This is a genomic window from Protofrankia sp. Cj5 (assembly GCF_917627405.1).
GTDB lineage: Bacteria > Actinomycetota > Actinomycetes > Frankiales > Frankiaceae > Protofrankia.
This window is the reverse complement of the sequence record NZ_CAKJTO010000213.1, coordinates 1-2,531: the sequence shown is the minus strand read 5'-3', so window position 1 is coordinate 2,531 and position 2,531 is coordinate 1. Positions and strand designations below refer to the sequence as shown.

The window sequence follows — 2,531 nt, the reverse complement described above, 5'->3', positions numbered from 1 at the left end:
AGAAGACCGGGCCGGTGTGGCCGGTGAGGGTGGCCGGCGGTTCGGCGACAACAACATCACCCGGCGTCCACGGCTCCTCCCACCGGGTAGCCGGCACGGCTGGCGGTGCACCGGCGGGCCGAGGCGGAACCCCCCCAGGGCCACCGGTGTGGCCCACGCTGCGGGCGTGCGCCACCGCCCAGGCGCGCAAGGCACCGTCGACGGGCGGGACGGCGGCGCTCACCTGGGTCGTAGACCGGTTCCCCCGCTGCTCGTCCACACCGCCCCCGTCACCTGCCGGCGCCGCCCTGCGACGATCAGCGTAACCCGGCGAGTGAGCCCGCTGCTCCTCGGGCCCCGAACCCGCTTCCGGTCATGAAGCTGAGGGAACAAACGGTCGCGGCAGCGGTCGTTCACGTGCTCACTTCTGGACGGCCCGGCCGTCAGCGCCCGCCGGGGTCGAGGCCGTACCGCCGCGCGAGGGAGCGGAATACCGTGTTGTGGGGCTGAGCGTGCAGGGTGGAGGTCAGCAGCCCCCGGTACGGTGTCGCGACCGCGCCGTTCTCCAGGTCGATGAGGATCATGTTCCAGATCTGCTCGGAAACGGCGTTCGCGAAGCCGGGCCGGCGCGACCGCGGATAGTCGATGCGCCTCAGTACCCGCTCGGCCGCCATGTCGGTGGTGAAATTCTCCGCCAGGGCGGTCAGCAGTGCTTCCCGGTCGTCCCGGCTCAACGGGATGTCCCCACCGGGTCCGGACGCGCGCGTCGTCGCCACTGCTTCCTCCTCCATGGCTACTTCCTCGACCGCTACCGCAAGCGCCCCCGGGCTGGGACGGCCTTCACCCCGCGGGGCGGACGGCCCGGGGCGTGCGGGCAGCGGCGGGCGGTTCCCGAGCACCGGTTCGAGCTCCAGCGGCTGGCCGAGCAGGGCCCGCAGGAGCGCCTCAAGCCCGGTGTCGGAGATCTCGTCCACCCGGTAGTGGGTGGTCGAGTAGGGGCGGAGGAAGTCGGGGATGTCGTTGGCGGTCGCGTCCGGGAGAACGACCGGCAGGACGCGGAGCAGGCCCGCGGGCTGGTCGAGGTAGATGACCTCGCGGATCTGGCCGGCCTCCCACTGCACACCGCGACCGTCGTCGGCGGCGGCATCCCCGCCGGCCCGGCGCCGGTAGGCGGCCGAGGCGATCACCAGGATGACGTCGGCCGCGCGGATCTCCCGCTCCATCCACACCGTCCAGTCCTGCCGCCGCTGGGAGGCTGGCAGGTCGCACTTCGCGTCGATCCCGCGCGAGCGCAGAAACCAGTACAGCTCCCGGACGGCCTCGGCGTGCGCGTCGGACGTGTGGGCGTAGGAGATGAACACCCTCGGCGGACGTTCCGCGTCGGCACCGTCGTCGGCACCGTCGGCGTCGGCATCGTCGATCACGCGCACCCCCACACTGCGGCCAGCCACGGAGATCGTACGCTGGACTACAATTCCGACCATGGAGACGCTACCGCTCGCCGAAGTGAAGACGCGGCTGTCTGAACTGGTGACCAGGCATGACCAGGCATGACCAGGTCACCGTGACCCGCAACGGCCGTCCCGCGGCGGTCGTGGTCTCAGCGGAGGAGCGGGAGAGCCCGCACGAGACACTGGCGATTCTGGCCGACACCGACATGGTGGCAGCGATCCGGGAGACGCGCGAGCAGGTCGCGGGCGGCGAGGTCTACACCACTGAAGAAGTGGTGGCCGCGTCCCGGCGGCGGGGCCAGCGGACCGCGTGAGCGAGCCTTTGCACGAGCCCCTCGTGGGGATAAGGGAAGGACGGTAGCGCCATCAGCGCCAGATATATCGTCATCGGAGCGGGCGCTGTGGGCGCGACCGTCGCCGCGCAGCTTACCGGGGCTGGAACCCGGGTGGTCCTGGTAGCCAGGGGCGCGAACCTCGAGGTGCTGCGATCCCAGGGCCTGCGCTACATCCGGCCGGACTCCGACCGGTGGCTCCCGCTCGACGTCGTGGGAGGGCCGGACGAGGTCGACCTGCACGCGGACGACATCCTGGTGCTCGCCACCAAGTCGCAGGACTCCGAAGCGCTGTTACAGCAGTGGGCGTGGCGCCCGGTGGATGTGCCCGGCGCGGTGCGCACGGCCGCGGAGGTGCTGCCGATCCTGTTGCTGCAGAACGGGCTCGAGAACGTCCGGACGGCGCTGCGGCGGTTCGCCACGGTGGTCGACGCGGTTGTTCTCAGCCCGTCCTCGCATCTGCGGCCCGGGGAGGTCGTGTCCCCGGGCGCGCCGCTCGTCGGCGCCTTCTACCTTGGCCGCGCGCCGCGTGGCAGCGACCCCGCCGTGGAGCGGATCGCGGCCGACCTGCGCCGGGGCTCGTTCGCCGTCACGGTGGTCGGGGACATCGACCGTTGGAAGGCCGGCAAGCTGCTCGACAACCTGGCCTACAACCTCGATGCGCTCTATGCTCCCAGCGAACTGCGGGACACGGTGGCGGCGGCGCTGGTGGACGAGGCGCGGGAGGTCTTGGCCGCGGCGCGGATCGAGGCCGTCGACGTGAAGGCGG

The 2,531-nt window shown here is 71.8% G+C and carries 3 protein-coding genes and 1 pseudogene; 2 read left to right on the top strand and 2 right to left on the bottom strand.

The window, feature by feature from the left end:
- Positions 1–259, bottom strand: a pseudogene (locus MJ777_RS22675) (hypothetical protein); the annotation flags it as partial.
- 163 nt (positions 260–422) lie between these two features.
- Complete coding sequence (locus MJ777_RS22670) at positions 423–1,403, bottom strand: TIR domain-containing protein (protein ID WP_239377744.1); 981 nt, start codon at positions 1,401–1,403, stop codon at positions 423–425.
- A 116-nt stretch (positions 1,404–1,519) separates the two neighbouring features.
- On the opposite strand from MJ777_RS22670, the gene MJ777_RS22665 reads away from it, so the two are divergent.
- Together MJ777_RS22665 and MJ777_RS22660 are read left to right on the top strand one after the other, a co-directional pair.
- Entirely contained in the window at positions 1,520–1,744 is a 225-nt protein-coding gene (locus MJ777_RS22665; RefSeq protein WP_239377743.1) for a type II toxin-antitoxin system Phd/YefM family antitoxin, read from the top strand.
- Positions 1,745–1,795: 51 nt separating this feature from the next.
- On the top strand, positions 1,796–2,531 hold a 736-nt coding region (locus MJ777_RS22660; RefSeq protein WP_305039439.1), incomplete at its 3' end, for a ketopantoate reductase family protein.

What these genes read in the sequence shown, in the direction of transcription:
- MJ777_RS22665 (WP_239377743.1), top strand. Translation starts at nt 1,520, where the DNA reads ATGACCAGGCATGACCAGGTCACCGTGACCCGCAACGGCCGTCCCGCG.